Genomic DNA, 16,876 nt, shown 5'->3' on the forward strand with positions numbered 1-16,876 from the left:
GGTGCCATGCCGCGATACGCCCGTTCCGAGCGCGAGGCGCTCGTCGAGTTGATGTCGACGCTGGGCCCGGACGCCCCGACCGTCAACGAGGGGTGGTCCGTCCGTGATCTCGCCGCGCACCTCCTGGTACGGGAGCGGCGACCGGACGCCGCAGCGGGCATCGCGCTGCCGCCGCTGCGCGACTATGGCGAGCGGGTCCGGCGCGAGATCGCGGCGGGCGACTGGGCGGAGCTGCTCGACCAGCTGCGGCGCCCTCCGGTGTGGAGCCCGGTGAGCAACCCGCTCACCGACGAGCTGGCCAACACCCTGGAGTTCTTCATCCATCACGAGGACGTGCGCCGGGCCCAGGAGGGGTGGCGCCCCCGGGAGCTGCCCGCCGGGCTGGACCGGGCGCTGTGGCGGCGCTCCTCGACGCTGGCCCGACTGGCGTTGCGCCGCTTCCCGGCCCGCGTGCTGGTGCGGGCGCCGGGACAGGGCGAGATCCTCACCGGCCGGGGCGGTGATTCGCTGCTGCTGGAGGCCCCGCCGGGCGAACTGGCCCTCTTCCTGTCCGGTCGGCAGCGGGTCACGCAGGTGCAGCTCACCGGCGAATCGGGGCTCACGGACCGGCTCCGCGACGCCCGGCTGGGCTTCTGACCCCGTTAGGAAACGGTCGGGGTATATATCCGAAACGTTATCCAGTGGGCCACCCGGGACGATCGCCGCTCCCGTACGCTTGCCGCGCTGCTCCGCATGGGGCGGGGCGACAGGGAGCGCGATGCGAAGCTTTGCGATCGCGGCACTGCGGGAGCCCCCCTTCTCCAGCCTCCGGCACGACGACACGGAGCGCGTCGCTGGGGAGAGTGCGGACTGGGCGCAGCGTCTTGGCCTGATCAGTAACGGGCACCGGCTGCGCCGGGCGGATGCGGCCGGCCTCGCCGGGCGGGCCTGCCCGCAGGCGTCGCTGGACGGGCTGCGGCTGCTGACCGACCTGATCTCCTGGCTGTTCGTGATGGACGACGCCTGCGACGAGGACGGCCTGGGCAGCGACCCGACCCGCCTGGCACCCACCGTGGCGGACCTGCTGGACGTGCTCGACGACCAGCACGGCCGGCTCCCGGTGCCGGCCCGTGCCGCCGGCCCGCTCGCGCCCGCCCTGGCCGATCTCTGCCGCCGGATCCGGGCCCACCGCCGGCCGGCCATCCTGCTGCGCTTCGCCGCCGGCATGCGTGAGTACCTGCTCGCGCTGCTGTGGGAGGCGGCCAATCGGGAGCACGACCGGATCCCCTCAATGACCGAGTACGTCCAGTTACGCCGGCACACCGGCGCCGTCTACCCCAGCCTCACCCTCACCGACCTGGCCCTGAACGGCTTTCCGCCGGCCGCCCGTCGGGCCGACCCGGGCTGGGCCACGCTGGAGTCGCTCGTCGCCGACCTGGTCTGCTGGTGCAACGACGTCTTCTCCTACCGCAAGGAGCACCTGGTCCGACCCGACGCGCACAACCTGATCACGGTGCTGACCCGGGAACTCGGCGACGAGTCGCTGGCGCTCCGGGCCGCCGCCGACCGCTTCAACGAACGGCTCGGCGCGTACCTGAGCACCGAGCAGCATCTCCTGGTCACGCACGGCGACGCGGTACGGCCGGCGCTGGTGGCCCGGCGGAACTGGATCCGGGCCACCTACGACTGGTCCCGGACGTCGGAGCGGTACGCCTGAGGCGAGCGCCTCCCCGGCCGGGCCGGCCGTTGATGATCGTCAGGGGTAGCCGATGCCCCGATGCAGGCAATACTCTTCGGTAACGCATTCCGACGTGACGACCGTCACGCCTCCACCCCCGAAGGCGGCTACAGCGATGGCTCTCGATGTACCGTACCGTTCCATTCCTGACATGTTTCTCAAGCGCGTGGCGGCGACCCCCGACCGCCGCGCCTTCGCCCACCCCGGGCCTGATGACTCGCCGGTCTGGCTGACCTGGGCGCAGGTCGCCCAACGGGCCAAGGCGATCGCCGCCGGCCTGCACGGCCTGGGCGTCGGTCAGGAGGATCCGGTGGCGATCCTGGCCAGCACCCGGCTGGAGTGGGTGCTCGCCGATTTCGGCATCATGTGCGCCAGCGGCGCCACCACCACGGTCTACCCGACGACCGAGCCGCAGGACGCCACCTACATCCTCGCCGACTCCGGCTCGAAGGTGCTGTTCGCAGAGGACCCGGGCCAGGCGGCGAAGATCGCCGGGGCGGAGCTGCCCGCGCTGACCCACGTGGTCCTCTTCGACGGCGCCGCCGACCCGGCCGCCGCGGTGCCCCAGCTGACCCTGGCCGAGTTGGAGGAGCAGGGCGCCCGCCGGCTCGCCGAGGACCCGGAGCTGATCGACCGGTTGGTGACCGGCATCGGCCCGGAGCACCTGGCCACCCTGATCTACACCTCCGGCACCACCGGACGGCCCAAGGGAGTCGAGCTGCTGCACGGCGGCTGGTGCTGGGAGGGCGTGGCGCAGGAGGCGATGGGGCTGCTGCGCGAGGACGACCTCCAGTACCTCTGGTTGCCGCTGTCCCACTCGTTCGGCAAGACGCTGCTCTGCGGCACCACACACGTCGGCATGCCCACCTACGTCGACGGCCGGGTGGACAAGCTTGTCGAACTCCTCTCGGTGGTCCGGCCGACGCTTATGTGCGGAGCGCCCCGGGTCTTCGAGAAGGTCTACAACAAGTCGGTGACCACCGCGCACGACGCCGGTGGCGCCAAGGCCAAGATCTTCGCCTGGGCCGTCGGGGTGGGCAAGGAGAAGGTCGCTCTGGAGCAGGCCGGCAAGCCGGTGCCGGGCGGGCTGAAGCTCAAGTACGCGGTGGCCGAGAAGCTGGTCTTCAGCAAGCTCCAGGCCCGCCTCGGCGGGCGGATGCGGGTGCTGGTCTCCGGTGCCGCCCCGCTCAGCCCCGACATCGCCACCTTCTTCGCCGCGGCGAACCTGCCGATCTCCGAGGGCTACGGGCTCACCGAGTCCAGCGCCGGCAACTTCGTCAACCCGCCGGAGGCGATCCGGATCGGCACCGTCGGCCGGGCAATGGGCGACCTGGAGTGCCGCATCGACGCCGACGGGGAGATCCTGATCAAGGGTCGGCCGGTGATGCGCGGCTACCACAACCTGCCGGAGGAGACCGCCGCCGCGTTCACCGAGGACGGCTTCTTCCGTACCGGTGACATCGGCAGCCTCGACGACGACGGCTACCTGCGGATCACCGACCGGAAGAAGGACCTGGTCAAGACCTCCGGCGGCAAGTACATCGCGCCGTCACACATCGAGGGCATGTTCAAGGCCACCTGCCCGTACACCTCGCAGGCGGTGGTCATCGCCCAGGCCCGCAACTACTGCACCCTGCTGGTCACCCTGGACCCGGACGCCATCGCCGGCTGGGCCGCCGGCACCCCGCTGGAGGGCCGCCCGTACGCCGAGCTCGTCTCCTCGCCCGAGGCGCAGGCCATGGTCGAGGAGCACGTCGCCCAGTTGAACAGCAAGCTCAACCGCTGGGAGACCATCAAGAAGGTCACCATCCTGCCCCGCGACCTGACCATCGAGGACGGCGAGATCACCCCGTCGCTGAAGATCAAGCGCCGCGGAGTGGAGAGCAACTTCTCCGCCGAGATCGACAAGATGTACGCCGGTACGGTGGCCGAGATCTGACGCCCGCCGCCACGGCCCCGGCCCCGCTCCCGACCTTCGGGGGCGGGGCCGGGGCCGTGACGAGGTCGTAGAAGAGTTCCAGGCGGGTGGCGCGGGACCCGGGGGCGCTGGGTCGCACGCCGCGCGACCACCGCATCCCCCGGGCGTCGTCCACCTCGGCAGTCTGCCCGCCATCGGCGGACGATCGCGGTGGATCAGCCGAACCGGGCTCGGTCAGGCGATGACGCTTGGCTCCCGCCACCGGGGCACCCCGGCGCGGTCCAGGTCGTAGCGGACCGCGGCGATCCGCCCGACCGCCTCGATCAGGTCGGCGGAGGGCAGGGTGAAAGGCAGTCGGAGGAAGCGTTCCAGGGTGCCGTCCAGACCGAACCGGGGACCCGGCGCCAGCCGTACGCCGACCTCCTCGGCCGCCCGCGCCAGCGCGCTGGAGATCGGCCCGTCCAGCTCGGCCCAGAGCGTCACCCCACCGCGCGGCACGGTGACCCGCCACTCCGGCAGCCGCTCGGCCAGCGCGCCGAGCAGCGCGCCGCGCTGCATCGCGAGCTGCGCCCGGCGGGCGGCCACGATGGTCGGGGCGGCGGCCAGCAGGTGCACCGCGACCAGCTGTTCCAGCACCGGGCTGGCCATGTCCACCCCGACCCGCGCCGCGGCCAGCCGCTGCACCTGCGGCGCGGAGGCACGGATCCACCCGATCCGCAGCCCACCCCAGTACGGCTTGCTCATTCCACCAATGCTGACCACCCGGCAGTGCCGGTCGAAGCTCGCGGTCGGCGGCGGCAGTTCGGTGCCGTCCAACGGCAGGTCCACGAACGACTCGTCGATCACCAGGTCGGTGCCGACCGCGTGCGCGGTGGCCACCAGCCGCTCCCGCAGCTCCGCCGGCATCAGGTGGCCGGTCGGATTCTGAAAATCGGGGATCAGGTACGCCAGCCGTGGGCGTACCTGTCGGAGGGAACCGAGCAGCAGGTCGGCGTCCCACCCGGTGGGGTCGGTGGCCAGGCCGTGGGTGGTGATCCGGGCCCGCCGGGCGGCCAGCGCGGCGAGCGCGTTGGGATAGCTCGGGGACTCGACCAGGACGCTGCCGCCCGGCGCGAGACCCAACCGCAGCACCAGGTCCAGCGCGTGCTGGGTGCCGTTGGTGACCATGATCTGGTCCGGAGAGGTGGGCAGGCCACGCGCGGTGTACGCCTGGGCGACCGCCTCCCGCAGCTCGATGATGCCGATCGGGTGGTATCCCGCGCCGCCGAGGTGGCGGGGCAGATCCTCGGCCGCTGCCCGGGCGGCCGGCAGCAGTTCGGGCGGGGCGGCCAGGGCGGCCACCCCGAGGTCGAGCATCTCCCGGTCGTCGATCGGGGTCCAGAGCCCGTTGGGCGCCACCCGGTGCGTCCCCGGCAGCATCGTCCAGCTGCCCGCACCCCGCCGGCTGGCCAGGTGCCCGCTGTCACGCAGTTCGCGGTAGGCGGCGGTCACCGTGGTCCGGCTGATCTGCAGCGCCTCGGCCAGGTCCCGTTCGGCCGGCAGGCGTACGCCCAACGGCAGCCGGCCGTCGGCGAGCAGGCCGCGGACGGCGCCGGCCAGTGCCGCGTAGTCCGGGCTGCGCCGGCGACCGGGCAGCGCGTGCCACTGCCCGAGCAGTCGAGCCAATTGGACTCCGCGCACCTGACTTGTCATGGCCACTCCCCCGATATTGGCTCTCTATCGAGACGCCAATTGGCATCTAGAGTGGCATGCGTGGCATTGATTGGCAACCTTCGACACCGCCCAACCCGACGCCTGACCCAACTCTTCTTCGGGCTGCTGCTCTACGGCTTCAGCATGGCCCTGATGGTCCGCTCCGAACTCGGCCTGAACCCCTGGGACGTGTTCCACCAGGGGCTGTCCCGGTTGACCGGGCTGAGCATGGGCACCGTGGTCATCGCGGTCGGCTTCCTGGTGCTGCTGGCCTGGATCCCGCTGCGCCAACGCCCCGGCCTCGGCACCCTGGCCAACGTCGTGGTGATCGGTCTGGCCGTCGACGCCACCCTCGCCCTGATGCCCCCCGTCGAGTCGCTCACCGTGCGGGCCGCCCTGCTGGTCGCCGGCATCGTGGGCAACGGCGCGGCCACCGCGCTCTACCTCGGCGCCCGGCTCGGTCCCGGGCCCCGGGACGGCCTGATGACCGGCTTCGTCGCCCGCCGGCCGGGCCGCTCGCTGCGCCTGGTCCGCACCGCCATCGAGGTCGGCGTGCTGACCGTGGGCGCGCTGCTGGGCGGGACGATCGGCGCCGGCACGATCGCCTACGCACTGGCCATCGGGCCGCTGGCCCAGTTCTTCCTGCCCTTCTTCGACATGCCCGAGCCGGCCCGGCCGACACCGGAGCGGACCGAGCCGACACCGGCCAGGTGAGTGAGGGTCGGACCACCCGACGCCACCATCGCCTCCGACCAGGTCGACGCCTACCGTTTCCGTCAGCTGTACGCAGTCACCCGGTAACGTTTCGTCGCAACAGGGTGAGCGGTATTTTCCTGAAGCCCCATCGCCCGGCAGAATCTCCGCATGGGGGAGAGAACTTGGCGTCGTACCGACGCATGGATCTTCGTCTCGTTGGTGATCGCCAGCGGCGCCGGCAGGCACCGCCGGTCCCCGACCACCCGCCGCCCCGAGGGCGTACGTCTGGCCGACGTGCTCTCCACCGCCGACCACCTCGACCGGAGCATCCCCGAGCGGGAGGACGTCGAGGAGGCGATCCGGCGGCTGCTCGGCGCCGGGCTGGTCGACGTCACCGACGGCTGGTTCCGGATCACCCCCGACGGGGAACGGCTCTGGCGCTCCCGCCCCAGCGCCGGGCTGGCCACCACCGTCGACACCGTTCAGGGGGTGCTGACCCGCAGGTACGCACCGGGCAGCGCGGAGTGGCACCTCGACGAGGCCGAGCATGCCGCAGCCGTGCAGGAGTATCTGGTCCGGTCCATCCCGATGCCCCGGCGCTCGCCCGAGGGCCACTCCGGTCGGGGCTGACCGGGCCCGTCACCGGACGGGGTGACCCGCCCCCCGCAACGCGTCCTTGACCTGGCCGACGGTCAGCTCACCGAAGTGGAAGACGCTTGCCGCCAGCACCGCGTCCGCGCCCGCGCCGATCGCCGGGGGGAAGTGCGCCACCTCACCCGCGCCGCCGCTGGCCACCACCGGCACGTCGACCACCCGGCGCACCGCGGCGATCAGTTCCAGATCGAAGCCGGCCTTGGTGCCGTCGGCGTCCATCGAGTTGAGCAGGATCTCCCCGGCACCCAGTTCCGCGCCGCGCCGCGCCCACCACACGGCGTCGAGCCCGGTGCCGCGCCGGCCGCCATGCGTGGTGACCTCGAAGCCGCTGGGAGTGGCACCCGCTGGAGCGCGCCGCACGTCCAGGGAGAGCACCAGCACCTGCCGGCCGAACCGGTCCGCGATCTCCGCGATCAGCTCGGGCCGGGCGATCGCCGCGGTGTTCACCCCGACCTTGTCGGCACCGGCCCGCAGCAGGGTGTCCACGTCGCCCACGGCCCGGACGCCCCCGCCGACGGTCAGCGGGATGAACACCGACTCCGCGGTACGCCGGACCACGTCGAGCATCGTGCCCCGGTCGCTTGACGAGGCGGTGACGTCGAGGAAGGTCAACTCGTCCGCGCCCGCCCGGTCGTACGCCGCCGCCAGCTCGACCGGATCGCCGGCGTCCCGCAGGTCGAGGAAGTTGACCCCCTTGACCACGCGACCCGCGTCCACGTCGAGACAGGGGATCACCCGCACCGCCACCGTCATGTCATGAGCCTATCGCCGCGCCCGCCGCTCACGCCTCGGCCAGGGCGGCCAGGGCCTCGGCGACGGTGAAGGCGCCGGCGTAGAGGGCCTTGCCGGTGATCACGCCCTCCACCCCGATCGGTGCCAGGGTGGCCAGCGCCCGCAGGTCGTCAAGCGTCGACACGCCACCGGAGGCGATCACCGGGGCGTCGGTCCGGCCGCACACCTCGCGCAGCAGGTCGAGGTTCGGCCCGCGCATGGTGCCGTCCTTGGTGATGTCGGTGACCACGTACCGGGAGGCGCCGGCCTTGTCCAGCCGCTCCAGCACCTCGTACAGGTCGCCACCGTCCTGGGTCCAGCCCCGGGCCGCCAGGGTACGACCCCGCACGTCCAGCCCGATCGCGACCCGGTCGCCGTACTCGCCGCAGATCCGGTCACACCACGCCGGGTTTTCCAGCGCGGCGGTGCCGATGTTCACCCGGGCGGCGCCGGTACTCAGCGCGGCGCGCAGCGAGTCGTCGTCGCGGATGCCGCCGGAGAGTTCCACCCGCACGTCGAGGCGGCGCACCACCTCGGCGAGCAGTCCGGCGTTGGAGCCCCGGCCGAACGCGGCGTCCAGATCGACCAGGTGGATCCACTCGGCGCCGTCGCGCTGCCACGCCAGAGCGGCCTCCAGCGGGTCGCCGTAGCTGGTCTCGCTGCCGGCGGTGCCCTGGACGAGCCGGACGGCCTGGCCGTCGACGACGTCCACGGCAGGCAACAGGGTGAGGCTCACGGGTCTTGTCCTTCCAGATCAGGAACGGCGGTCCAGGGCGATCACCACGATCACCGGCAGTACGAGCAGCAGCAGCATGATCAACATCAGGCGCAGCGCCAGGTCGGGCACGAGCAGCCAGATCAGGACGACCGCCACCAGGCTCAACGACACGATGGTGGCCCGCTCGCCCCGGGAGTATCTCGGCAGCCGACCGGTCCGGCCCCGGCGCGTCGGCACCAGCCGGCGGGCCAGGGCCCGGCGTCGCGCCCGCCGGGCCAACGCGCGTTCCCGGACCGCCTGGCGCTTGGCCGCCTCCGCCTCGCGGGCAGCCCGACGCTGCGCTCGTTCCTTGCTCACCGCGACCTCCGGCCGGATCCGCCCACCGGCTCAGTCACCACCGGGCACGCTGGCCAGCCAGTTACGCAGCAACGCGGCACCGGTCTCGGCGGACTTCTCCGGATGGAACTGGGCGGCCGACAGCGGGCCCCGTTCCACCGCGGCGACGAAATCGGCCTCGTGGTTGGCGGTGGTCACCCGGGCCCCCGCCGCGACGAGCGCGGCGGTGTCGCCGACGGCGTAGGAGTGGACGAAGTAGAACCGGCTGTCCGCGGGCAGCCCGGCGAAGAGCGCCGAGCCCACCGGCGGGTGCACGGTGTTCCACCCCATGTGCGGCAGCCGGGCGGCGGCGAGCCGGGTGACGCTGCCCGGCAGCAGACCCAGCCCCTTGGTGACCACCCCGTGCTCGTCACCGGACTCGAAGAGGATCTGCATGCCCACGCAGATGCCCAGCACCGGCCGGCCGGCGGCGACCCGGCCGGCGATCACCGGCCCGGCACCGAGCGCCTCGATGCCGGCCATGCAGGCGGCGAAGGCACCGACCCCGGGCACCACCAGGCCGTCGGCGTCGGCCGCGGCGGCCAGGTCGTCGGTGACCAGCACGTCGGCGCCGGCGGCGGCGAGGGCCCGTTCGGCCGAGCGCAGGTTACCCGAGCCGTAGTCGAGCACCACGACCCGGCGGCGGTTGCCGGCGCGATCGGTCACGACCCGTCTCCCGGCAGCAGCCAGAGCACCCCGGCGACGGTGGCAAGCACGGCCAGCAGCCCGGTGACCACCACCGCGCCGCGCGGCGCGCCCTGCCGGTGCAGGGAGAGCGTGCCGCCCACCAGGACCCCGGCGAAGATCAGCAACAGCGTCGGCAGCACCGCACCCATCAGAGCGCGCCCTTGGTGCTGGGGATCGTGCCGGCCGCCCGCGGATCCACGGCGGTGGCCTCCCGCAGGGCCCGGGAGACCGCCTTGAACTGCGCCTCCACCACGTGGTGCGCGTCCGGGTGGCCACCCGGACGGGCGGCCCGCAGCACGTCCACGTGCAGGGTGATCCGGGCCGCCTGACCGAAGGACTCCCAGATGTGCCGGGTCATGCTTGTCGGATAGACCGGACCGATGTACGGGGCCAGCGCCGGCTCGTCGTGCACCACGTACGGCCGCCCGGAGAGGTCGACCGCAGCCCGGACCAGCACCTCGTCCATGGGGACGGTGGCCGAGCCGTACCGGCGGATGCCGGCCTTGTCACCGAGTGCCTGGTCGAAGGCGGCGCCGAGGGCCAGTGCGGTGTCCTCCATCGTGTGGTGGGCGTCGATCTCCAGGTCACCCACCGTCTGCACGGTCAGGTCGAAGCCGCCGTGCCGGGCGATCTGGTGCAGCATGTGGTCGTAGAAGCCGACCCCGGTGCTGATCTCGGCCGCTCCGGTGCCGTCCAGGTCGATCTCGACCAGGACCTTGGTCTCCTTGGTGATCCGCTCCACCCGGGCGGTCCGGCTCATCGTGTGCCTTTCGGTCGCGGCTGCGGGGTGACTGCGCCCGCGCTCTGAATCGTCTGCATGGCGTCGAGGAAGGCGTCGGTCTCGGCGGGGTCGCCCGCGGTCACCCGCAGCCAACCGGGCAGGCCGACGTCGCGGACCAGCACCCCCTGCTCCAGCAGCGCCCGCCAGGCGACGGACTGGTCGCCGCCGACCTCGTAGAGCACGAAGTTGGCGTCGCTGTCGGCCACCCGCAGGCCACGGCGGCGCAGCTCGGTGACGATCCGGTCGCGCTGTTCCATGATCGCGGAGACCGTACCGAGCAGGGTGTCGCGGTGCGCCAGCGCCGCCCGGGCGGCGGCCTGGGTGAGCGCGGAGAGATGGTACGGCAGGCGGACCAGTTGCACCGCATCCACCACGGCCGGGTCGGCCGCCAGGTAGCCCAGCCGTCCGCCGGCGAACCCGAAGGCCTTGCTCATCGTGCGGGTCACCACCAGCCTCGGGTGACCGGGCAGCACCGCCAGGGCGCTGATCGTGCCCGGACGGGCGAACTCGGCGTACGCCTCGTCGACCACCACCATCCCGGGCGCCACGTCGAGCACGGCGGCGATCACGGCCGGATCGAGCGCCGTTCCGGTGGGATTGTTCGGCGAGCAGAGGAAGACCACGTCCGGCCGGTGCTCGCGGACCTGGGCCACCGCCTCGTCGGCGGTCAGACCGAAGTCGACGCCGCGCCGGGCCGGCACCCAGCGGGTCCCGGTGCCGAGCGCCAGCAGCGGGTGCATCGAGTACGCCGGGGTGAAACCGAGCGCGGTACGCCCGGGACCACCGAACGCCTGGAGCAGCTGCTGCTGGATCTCGTTGGAGCCGTTGGCCGCCCATACCCCGTCGGCGGTGAGCCCGTGGCCGAGGTAGTCGGCCAGGTCGACGCGGAGCGCCAGCGCGTCCCGGTCCGGATAGCGGTTGAGGTCCCGCAACTCGGCCGCGACGGCCTTGCCGATCGCCTCGACCACCGGCTCCGGCACCGGGTAGGAGTTCTCGTTGGTGTTGAGCCGCACCGGCACGTCCAGTTGCGGTGCACCGTACGGCGACCGTCCCCGTAGGTCGTCCCGGATCGGCAGGTCGTCCAGGCCGGTCATGCCGTCACCTCGGTTGTTCTCGACTGCGGGGCTCGCAGAACCGGCTCACTCCCCGCGCTCACGGAGCCTCCCGGGGAACCGGGCGGTGACCGCCTGGCCGTGCGCCGGCAGGTCCTCCACGTCGGCCAGGGTGACCACGTGCGGCGCGACCTCCCGCAACGCCGCCTCGGTGTACTCCACCAGGTGGATGCCGCGCAGGAAGGACTGCACCGAGAGCCCGGACGAGTGCCGGGCACAGCCGCCGGTGGGCAGCACGTGGTTGGAGCCGGCGCAGTAGTCCCCCAACGACACCGGCGAGTACGCGCCCACGAAGATCGCCCCGGCGTTGCGTACCCGCAGCGCCCAGTCCCGGGCGTCGACCGTCTGGATCTCCAGGTGCTCCGCCGCGTACGCGTCGACCACCCGCAGCCCGGCCGCCAGGTCGTCGACCAGCACGATGCCGCTCTGCTCGCCGCCGAGCGCGGTGCCGACCCGGTCGGCGTGCTTGGTCGCCGGTACCTGCCGGGCCAGTTCGCGGTCGACCGCGTCGGCCAACCGCACCGACGGGGTGACCAGCACGCTGGCCGCCAGCGGGTCGTGCTCGGCCTGGCTGATCAGGTCGGCGGCGACGTGCACCGGGTCGGCGGTGTCGTCGGCGAGGATGGCAATCTCGGTCGGGCCGGCCTCGGCGTCGATGCCCACCACCCCGCGCAGCAGCCGCTTGGCGGCGGTCACCCAGACGTTGCCCGGGCCGGTGATCATGTCGACCGGGTCGCACTGGTCGCTGCCGGCGGCGTCGGTGGCACAGCCGTACGCCAGCATCGCCACGGCCTGGGCGCCGCCGACGGCGTACACCTCGTCGACGCCGAGCAGCGCGCAGGCGGCCAGCACCCGCGCGTCGGGCAGGCCGCCGTTGTCCTGTTGCGGCGGGCTCGCCACCACAAGCGACCGGACCCCGGCCGCCTGGGCGGGAACCACGTTCATCACCACGGTCGACGGGTACATCGCCAGGCCGCCGGGGACGTAGAGGCCGACCCGGTCGACCGGGACCCAGCGCTCGGTGACCGTGCCGCCCGGCACCACCTGGGTGGTGTGGTCGGTACGCCGCTGGTCGGCGTGCACCTTACGGGCCCGGGAGATCGACTCCAGCAGCGCGGCGCGGACCTGCGGATCCAGCGTGCCCTCCGCCGCCGCGATCGCCTCGGCGGGCACCCGCAGCGTCTCCGGGGCCACCCCGTCGAACCGCTCGCTGGCCTCGCGGACCGCCGGGTAGCCATGCTCGCGGACCGCCGCCACGATGGGTCGGATCTGCTCGACGGCCGCCGAGACGTCGAGCCGGGCGCGAGGCAGCAGGTGGCGCGGGTCGGACGCGCCACCGCGCAGGTCGATGCGGTTCAACACCCCTGCGAGTCTAGGCGGCTGGCCGCCCGGGCGGCCCACGGCGCCCGCTGGCCGGGACGGTGAGGCGGGACACGCCGGGTGGCGCGGGTGCGGCTACCCTCGATCACGTGACCGCACGGCTGCCGGTGTTCCCCCTCGCCACAGTGCTCTTTCCCGGGCTGGTGCTGCCGCTGCACATCTTCGAGGAGCGCTATCGGGCCCTGGTCCGGCACCTGGTCGAGCTGCCCGAGGGCACGCCCCGCGAGTTCGGCGTGGTGGCGATCCGCAGCGGCTGGGAGGTGGCGCCCGGTTCCGGCCGGATCGTCCCCGGCAGTGCCGAGGTGACGCTGCACGAGGTGGGCTGCACCGCGGAGCTGCGGCAGGTCACCGAGCTGGCCGACGGTGGCTTCGACATCGTCACCGTGGGCCGGCGCCGGTTCCGGGTGGCGGAGATCGACCACCACTCGGCGCCGTACCTGACCGCGCAGGTGCACTGGCTGCCCGAGCCGAGCGGCCCGGACGAGGCGGCCAGCCAGCTGGCGGCGCGGGTGATCGCGGTCTTCCGGCAGTACCTCGGCCTGATCCGCGACGAGTCGGGCGAGTTGACCGAGCAACTGCCGGAGGATCCGACGGTGCTCTCCCACCTGGTGGCGGCGACCGCGGCGCTGACCGTGGCGGACCGGCAGCGGCTGTTGGCCATCGACGACACCGCGACCCGGCTGCGCGCCGAGCTGAACCTGCTCAACCGCGAGGCGGCTCTGCTGCGCCAGGTGCGGGCGGTTCCGGTGCCGCTGGCGGAGCTGGCCACGACGCCGCCGGCCCCGAACTGACCGGTGGCGGAGCAGGCCACGATGCGGCCGGCTCCGAACCGACCGGCGGCCGAGCGGGCCACGATGCGGCCGGCTCCGAACCGACCGTCGGCCGAGCGGGCCACGATGCGGCCGGCTCCGAACCGACCGGCGGCCGAGCTGGTAGCGGCGCCGCCGGCCCCGAACCGACCGGCCCCTCGGCACCCGGCCAGGGCGCGCCGGGAACCGGGCCGGGCCAGGGCGCGCCGAGCTCCGGTTCCGGCCGCAGCGAGGGCCACCGCGACCAGCCGGCGAGCAGCGTGTACGCCACGGCGGCGCCGAACGCCGGCAGCAGCAGGTTGCCGTATGGCACCGGCAGCACCCCGAGCACCAGCTCGATCCCGCCGGCGCGCAGGTCGGCCGGTTTGGTGAAGGCGGTGCCGTCCGGGGCGGTCGCCAACATCCGCTGGTAGCTGCCCAGCCCGACCCGGCGGCCGACCTGCCACGCCAGCAGCGCGGCGGCGAAGGTACCGACCACCACCGTGACCAGCCCGACCGGCCCCCGACGCCGACTCAGCACGAACCACACGGCGAGCGCGGCAAGCACCCCGAAGCCCAGGCCGAGCAGGCTGAACCAGCCGTCGGCGGCCACCGGCTGCTCCGGCTGCGGCTGGCCGTACACCGCGCCGTCGGCGGTCTTGACGACCGGAGTGGCCGGGGCGAGGGCCGCCCAGAGCAGCCCGAGCGGGGCCCCCAACAGGCCCAGGACCAGCAGCGTCACCGCCACTGTGCGGGCGGACCGGCCGGGCGCGGCGGTCGGTGGCGGCGGGTCGGCCAGCGGTGCCGGCACGGGCGGTTCGGCGGCGGGGGTGTCCGGGCTCACCCGATGATCCTCGCAGTTGCCGGCGCGCGCCGTGCACGGTGTCGCCACCTCGTCCGGCCCGCTCTGCTCAGTCAACCCGGCCCACCCCGATCGGCTCAGCCGGGGAACGGCTCCAGCATGGCCGACGCCGCCCGCAGCCACGCCTGCCGGGTCTCGGCCTGGAGCTGGTGGTACTCGATCGAGGAGCCGGTCTCCAGGGCCGGGTCGTACGGCACCACGGCCACCGCCCGGGTACGGGTGGCGAAGTGCCGCTCCAGGTCGGCCTGGATCGGCAGCCGACCCGGGGTCGGGCAGGAGATCAGGGTGACCGCGTTGTCGGCCAGCTCGCCCATCCCCTCCTCGTGCAGCAGGTCCAGCATCCAGTCCGCGCTGAACGCCGCGTCCTCGCGCGGCACGGTGGTGACCACAAGCTGATCGGCCGCCTGCATGACGGTGCGCCAGTTCGGGCTCTCCACGTTGTTGCCGGTGTCCACGCAGATCACGTCGTGGGTCCGCCGGAGCAGTTCCAGCACCCGCTTCACGGTGAACTGGTCCAGTCGCTGGGCGAACCGGGGACTCTCCTCGCCGGCCAGCACGTCGTACGAACCGTCGGAGGCGTGCCGCAGGTAGTCGTCGAGGATCTCCAGCAGCTCGGGACCCTCCCGGATCTCGATCTGGACGAGATCGGCAACCAGGTGCCGGATCGTCCGGGCGTGCCGGGCGCTGCCGGCGCGCAGCCCGAGGGTGCCGCGCAACTCGTTGTCATCCCAGGCCAGCACGCCACGACCGCGTACGCTGCCGACGGTGGCCGCGGCCAGTACGGTGGCCGTGGTCTTGTGCACGCCGCCCTTGGGATTGGCGAAGGCGAGCACCCGTGGGGTGCCCAGGTCCCGGCGGAGCACGGCGGCGGCCCGTTCGAGGTCACTCTCGACACTCTGCGCCCGCCACTCGATGCGCCCCGGGCGGCCCGCCACGGTCGCCGGTGCCGGCGCGGGTGCCGGTGGCGAAGGCGGAGCGGGTGGCTGGTACCCGCCGTTGTCCAGCAGCGCGTACCGGGACTCCACCGGCGGCGCCGCGTGCCGGTAGCCGTTGTCCAGCAGGGTGTACCGGGACTCCACCGGCTCCGGTCTGCGCTGCTCCGGCACGACTGGATAGCCCGGTTCCGCCGGGTAGGCCGGTTTGCCCGGATACGCCGACTCGGCCGGGTACGCCGGCTCAGCGGAATAGGTCGGCTCCGCCGGGTAGGTCGGCTCGGCCGGGTAGGTGGGCTCGGCCGGGTAGGCCGGCGGCGGTCCACCGTAGGTCTGGGCCGGGCGGGCGGGCTCGGCCCGGTAGCTCGGCTCGGGCCGATAGGCGGGCTCCCTGCCGTACGGCCGTTCGGTCGGTTGGCCCACGGGCGGGACCCGCCCCGAGTAACCGGCCCCCGCCCCGCGTCTGGGCAGCGGCTCGGCCGGCGGCGGTGCCGCAGAACCCGCCTCATCGGCGCGCCGTTCGGTCGCCGCCTGCTCCGGGCCGCGGCCGCCGAAGCGGGCTCGGTCGAGCAGCGCCCGCCACCGCGGTGCCGGTTCGGCGGGTCGTCCCCAACCGGTCTCGCTGCCGTCCACGGCTCGCCTCCCCAGCGCTACGGTTTCCGTCTGACAGGCTACGAACCAAACCCTATTCAGGCCACACCGGGCCGGACACGGATCTGCCCAGATCTGTCACGGTGTCGGGTTCGGCTCGCTCTCCGCGACGATGTCTGCCGAGGTGGACGGCACCTCCCGGGTCGATGGCGAGGATGCGGGTGAAGACGCCGCGGGCGAAGGTGACGAATCCGTCACTTCGGGCTCGACCGGCGCGCGCTCCCCGGGCGCGCTCGGCGTACGCTCCACCGGCATCGGATCCGGCGACGGCGCATCGTCGTCGACGCTCGGTGACGGAGCCGGTACGAGGTCGCGGTCGATCGGCGGCCGGACCACGTCCCGCTGCTCGGGCAGCGGCGGGGTGAACACGGTGCGTTCCAACCGCCGCACCTCCGGTGCCGGGTCGACCACCCGCACGCCGGGCCGGGTCGCCACACCGCGCAGCTTGGTCGTCGGACCCCGCACCACAAGCGCGTAGACGCAGGCACAGCCGGCGCGGTACGCGGCGGCCTCCTGCGCCGCGATCCGCGCGCCGCTCTCGTACAACTGGCGCAGCTCGCGCTCCGGCGGGCCACCACCGCCCAACGCGGTGGCCCGGGACCGGTAGTCGGCGGCCTCCCGCTCCTTGCGCTCGGCCAGCTCAGTCATGCCGACCATCACGTCCTCGGGCAGCCGCTGGGCGGGGATGCGGACGATCTCGGTCTGCCGCTCCGGCAGCGGCACCCGCCCGACGACGGCCGCCACCCGCAGATCGCCGACCACCGCGGCGAGCGACTGCGGGGTGCGGTACTCGGTCAACGAGACCAGGGCGTAGGTGCCGTCGCCCGGCCCGGTCGCGCTGTCCAACGCCGCCAGGTCACGCGCTGCCGCGCGCTCGTAACTGGAGATCGAGTCGCCGTCGGCGACCCCCACCCGGGTCACCTCACCGACCGTCCGGTCCGGCAGCGGCGGGCCGCCGGTGGCGAAGACGGCGGTGAAGAGCACCGCACCGCAGCTGAAGACCGCCACCCAGCCGAGCAGCGCGCCACGCACCGGAGCCTGGCCGAGCCGGGCCAGCCCGGCGGCGAGGCGGGGCAGCAGCAGCTGGTCCAACTGCCGAAGCAGCTCGCCTGCGCGCACGGGCGGCCCCCTCCTCCAGATCG

18 protein-coding genes are annotated in these 16,876 nt (G+C 73.5%); 6 read left to right on the forward strand and 12 right to left on the reverse strand.

Features of this window, described 5'->3' with window-relative positions; translation table 11 throughout:
- Positions 1–6: 6 nt before the first annotated feature.
- The 3 genes from AC507J_RS02775 (at position 7) to AC507J_RS02785 (ending at position 3,656) form a co-directional block, all read left to right on the forward strand.
- The gene (locus AC507J_RS02775) at positions 7–636 is read left to right on the forward strand and encodes a TIGR03085 family metal-binding protein (RefSeq protein ID WP_496287454.1); all 630 of its coding nucleotides are present in this window, start codon (positions 7–9) and stop codon (positions 634–636) included.
- Positions 637–757: 121 nt separating this feature from the next.
- Entirely contained in the window at positions 758–1,696 is a 939-nt protein-coding gene (locus AC507J_RS02780) for a terpene synthase family protein (protein WP_496287455.1), read from the forward strand.
- Positions 1,697–1,832: 136 nt separating this feature from the next.
- On the forward strand, positions 1,833–3,656 hold the full coding sequence (locus tag AC507J_RS02785) for an AMP-dependent synthetase/ligase (protein WP_496287456.1): 1,824 nt from the start codon (positions 1,833–1,835) through the stop codon (positions 3,654–3,656).
- 213 nt (positions 3,657–3,869) lie between these two features.
- Here AC507J_RS02785 and yczR read toward each other — a convergent pair whose 3' ends face one another.
- Positions 3,870–5,327 (reverse strand): MocR-like transcription factor YczR, encoded by a 1,458-nt coding sequence (gene yczR / locus AC507J_RS02790; protein ID WP_496287457.1) that lies wholly within the window; start codon positions 5,325–5,327, stop codon positions 3,870–3,872.
- Between the two features lie 60 nt (positions 5,328–5,387).
- On the opposite strand from yczR, the gene yczE reads away from it, so the two are divergent.
- Complete coding sequence (yczE, locus tag AC507J_RS02795; RefSeq protein ID WP_496287458.1) at positions 5,388–6,041, forward strand: membrane protein YczE; 654 nt, start codon at positions 5,388–5,390, stop codon at positions 6,039–6,041.
- A 150-nt stretch (positions 6,042–6,191) separates the two neighbouring features.
- The gene (locus AC507J_RS02800; RefSeq protein ID WP_496287459.1) at positions 6,192–6,653 is read left to right on the forward strand and encodes a hypothetical protein; all 462 of its coding nucleotides are present in this window, start codon (positions 6,192–6,194) and stop codon (positions 6,651–6,653) included.
- A 9-nt stretch (positions 6,654–6,662) separates the two neighbouring features.
- On the opposite strand, the gene hisF is transcribed toward AC507J_RS02800, so the two are convergent.
- Genes hisF through hisD form a run of 8 tightly spaced genes read right to left on the reverse strand, consistent with a single transcriptional unit; the run spans position 6,663 to position 12,483 of the window.
- Positions 6,663–7,430 carry an imidazole glycerol phosphate synthase subunit HisF gene (gene hisF, locus AC507J_RS02805; RefSeq protein ID WP_496287460.1) on the reverse strand — a complete coding sequence of 256 codons (768 nt, stop codon included), beginning with the start codon at positions 7,428–7,430 and terminating at the stop codon, positions 6,663–6,665.
- Between the two features lie 28 nt (positions 7,431–7,458).
- Positions 7,459–8,184 carry a bifunctional 1-(5-phosphoribosyl)-5-((5-phosphoribosylamino)methylideneamino)imidazole-4-carboxamide isomerase/phosphoribosylanthranilate isomerase PriA gene (priA, locus tag AC507J_RS02810; protein WP_496287461.1) on the reverse strand — a complete coding sequence of 242 codons (726 nt, stop codon included), beginning with the start codon at positions 8,182–8,184 and terminating at the stop codon, positions 7,459–7,461.
- Positions 8,185–8,202: 18 nt separating this feature from the next.
- The gene (locus tag AC507J_RS02815) at positions 8,203–8,523 is read right to left on the reverse strand and encodes a hypothetical protein (protein WP_496287462.1); all 321 of its coding nucleotides are present in this window, start codon (positions 8,521–8,523) and stop codon (positions 8,203–8,205) included.
- Positions 8,524–8,553: 30 nt separating this feature from the next.
- Positions 8,554–9,207, reverse strand: coding sequence for an imidazole glycerol phosphate synthase subunit HisH (gene hisH, locus AC507J_RS02820; protein ID WP_496287463.1), 654 nt, complete (start codon positions 9,205–9,207; stop codon positions 8,554–8,556).
- Positions 9,204–9,377 carry a CG2302 family histidine operon protein gene (locus AC507J_RS02825; protein ID WP_496287464.1) on the reverse strand — a complete coding sequence of 58 codons (174 nt, stop codon included), beginning with the start codon at positions 9,375–9,377 and terminating at the stop codon, positions 9,204–9,206. The genes hisH and AC507J_RS02825 overlap by 4 nt, the downstream gene beginning before the upstream one ends.
- The gene (gene hisB / locus AC507J_RS02830) at positions 9,377–9,988 is read right to left on the reverse strand and encodes an imidazoleglycerol-phosphate dehydratase HisB (protein WP_496287465.1); all 612 of its coding nucleotides are present in this window, start codon (positions 9,986–9,988) and stop codon (positions 9,377–9,379) included. Before hisB ends, AC507J_RS02825 begins: the two co-directional genes overlap by 1 nt.
- Entirely contained in the window at positions 9,985–11,103 is a 1,119-nt protein-coding gene (locus AC507J_RS02835) for a histidinol-phosphate transaminase (protein WP_496287466.1), read from the reverse strand. Before AC507J_RS02835 ends, hisB begins: the two co-directional genes overlap by 4 nt.
- A 45-nt stretch (positions 11,104–11,148) precedes the next feature.
- Positions 11,149–12,483: a histidinol dehydrogenase gene (hisD, locus tag AC507J_RS02840; RefSeq protein ID WP_496287467.1), complete on the reverse strand. Its 1,335-nt coding sequence runs from the start codon at positions 12,481–12,483 to the stop codon at positions 11,149–11,151.
- A gap of 107 nt (positions 12,484–12,590) precedes the next feature.
- Between hisD and AC507J_RS02845 the strand changes: the two genes are divergently transcribed.
- On the forward strand, positions 12,591–13,292 hold the full coding sequence (locus AC507J_RS02845) for an LON peptidase substrate-binding domain-containing protein (protein ID WP_496287468.1): 702 nt from the start codon (positions 12,591–12,593) through the stop codon (positions 13,290–13,292).
- Here AC507J_RS02845 and AC507J_RS02850 read toward each other — a convergent pair.
- From AC507J_RS02850 to AC507J_RS02860, 3 genes are all read right to left on the reverse strand, one after another.
- Complete coding sequence (locus AC507J_RS02850) at positions 13,204–14,133, reverse strand: DUF2567 domain-containing protein (protein WP_496287636.1); 930 nt, start codon at positions 14,131–14,133, stop codon at positions 13,204–13,206. The genes AC507J_RS02845 and AC507J_RS02850 overlap by 89 nt on opposite strands.
- A gap of 95 nt (positions 14,134–14,228) precedes the next feature.
- Complete coding sequence (locus AC507J_RS02855; RefSeq protein WP_496287469.1) at positions 14,229–15,716, reverse strand: MinD/ParA family ATP-binding protein; 1,488 nt, start codon at positions 15,714–15,716, stop codon at positions 14,229–14,231.
- A gap of 96 nt (positions 15,717–15,812) precedes the next feature.
- A complete protein-coding gene (locus AC507J_RS02860; RefSeq protein ID WP_496287470.1) occupies positions 15,813–16,853 on the reverse strand; it encodes a hypothetical protein in 1,041 nt (346 codons plus the stop codon).
- Positions 16,854–16,876 lie beyond the last annotated feature (23 nt).

It is taken from the genome of Micromonospora sp. PRAS1 (assembly GCF_059553435.1).

What these genes read in the sequence shown, in the direction of transcription:
- AC507J_RS02825 (WP_496287464.1), bottom strand. Translation starts at nt 9,377, where the DNA reads ATGGGTGCGGTGCTGCCGACGCTGTTGCTGATCTTCGCCGGGGTCCTG.
- AC507J_RS02835 (WP_496287466.1), bottom strand. Translation starts at nt 11,103, where the DNA reads ATGACCGGCCTGGACGACCTGCCGATCCGGGACGACCTACGGGGACGG.
- AC507J_RS02785 (WP_496287456.1), top strand. Translation starts at nt 1,833, where the DNA reads ATGGCTCTCGATGTACCGTACCGTTCCATTCCTGACATGTTTCTCAAG.
- AC507J_RS02775 (WP_496287454.1), top strand. Translation starts at nt 7, where the DNA reads ATGCCGCGATACGCCCGTTCCGAGCGCGAGGCGCTCGTCGAGTTGATG.
- yczR (WP_496287457.1), bottom strand. Translation starts at nt 5,327, where the DNA reads ATGACAAGTCAGGTGCGCGGAGTCCAATTGGCTCGACTGCTCGGGCAG.
- hisF (WP_496287460.1), bottom strand. Translation starts at nt 7,430, where the DNA reads ATGACGGTGGCGGTGCGGGTGATCCCCTGTCTCGACGTGGACGCGGGT.
- AC507J_RS02800 (WP_496287459.1), top strand. Translation starts at nt 6,192, where the DNA reads ATGGGGGAGAGAACTTGGCGTCGTACCGACGCATGGATCTTCGTCTCG.
- AC507J_RS02780 (WP_496287455.1), top strand. Translation starts at nt 758, where the DNA reads ATGCGAAGCTTTGCGATCGCGGCACTGCGGGAGCCCCCCTTCTCCAGC.
- hisB (WP_496287465.1), bottom strand. Translation starts at nt 9,988, where the DNA reads ATGAGCCGGACCGCCCGGGTGGAGCGGATCACCAAGGAGACCAAGGTC.